Below are 1,087 nucleotides of genomic sequence, written 5' to 3' on the forward strand. Positions count from 1 at the left end.
GATGATGCGGCCGGCGCGCTGTTGCAGGCGGCTACGGCCGCCCCCGGCGCCACGGTGGGCGACTGGCAGAATCTCGCCGCCTGGCACCGGCGTGGTGAGCGTTTTGCAGCGGCAGCGGCGGCCTATGATGCCGCCATCAGCCGGCACGGTGCGGCGTTGGGCGCGTCGGCGTGGAACCTGCACTTCATGCGCGCCATGATGCGTGACCGGGCCGGCGACTGGCCGGGCGCCGAGGCCGATCTGAAGGCGGCGCTGGTGCTGTCGCCCGAGGAACCCGGTGTGCTCAATTATCTGGGCTACAGCCTGCTTGAACGCGGTGAACAGCTGCCGGAAGCGCGCCGCCTGATAGCGCGGGCGGCGGCGCTGCGCCCCGGCGATGGCGGCATCGTCGATTCGCTTGGGTGGATGCAGCTTAACGCCGGCGAGGTGGACCGCGCGGTCGACACGCTGGAGCGCGCGGTGACGCTGGAGCCGCTGGAGCCGACGATCATCAGCCATCTTGGCGATGCCCTGTGGCAGCAGGGCCGCCGCATCGAGGCGCGCTTTCGTTGGCGTCAGGCGCTGGGCCTGGGCGGCGACGCGGCCCTCCAGCGTCGCCTGCAGGCCCGGCTCGATTACGGGCTGGATGCGGCGCCCGCCATGCTCGCCCAGCGCTGAGGCCAGCAGGCAGACTTGATCAGGCGCGGGCGCCGCGCCACAGGCTCAGTCCCATGCTTCTTGAATCCGCCCCGGCCAAGATCAACCTGGCGCTGCACCTCAGGCGCCGGCGGGCAGACGGTTATCATGACCTTGAAAGCGTCTTCGCCTTTACCGAGTTCGGCGACACGCTGCGCGCCAGCCCCGCCGAGGGACTGAGCCTCAGTCTCATTGGGCCAACGTCGGCGGCTGCCGACGTGGGGGATGACAATCTGGTGCTGAAGGCGGCGCGCGCGCTGGCGACGGCGGCCGGCGTTACGGCGGGCGCCAGCCTGGTGCTGGAAAAGCGCATCCCCGTCGCTGCGGGCCTGGGTGGCGGGTCGGCCGATGCGGCCGCCGCGCTGCGGCTGCTCAACCGGTTGTGGGGGCTCGACTGGCCGTTGGCGCAGCT

The 1,087-nt window shown here is 71.5% G+C and carries 2 protein-coding genes; both read left to right on the top strand.

The features are described 5' to 3' along the window. Window positions 1-657, top strand: a 657-nt coding sequence (locus GJV64_RS14715) for a tetratricopeptide repeat protein (RefSeq protein WP_164158234.1), incomplete at its 5' end; no start/stop codon positions are given. 53 nt (window positions 658-710) lie between these two features. After that, a partial coding sequence (locus GJV64_RS14720; protein ID WP_456238862.1) for a GHMP family kinase ATP-binding protein occupies window positions 711-1,087 on the top strand: 377 nt, incomplete at its 3' end.

It is taken from the genome of Sandarakinorhabdus rubra (assembly GCF_010994245.1).
Classification (GTDB): Bacteria; Pseudomonadota; Alphaproteobacteria; order Sphingomonadales; family Sphingomonadaceae; genus Sandarakinorhabdus; species Sandarakinorhabdus rubra.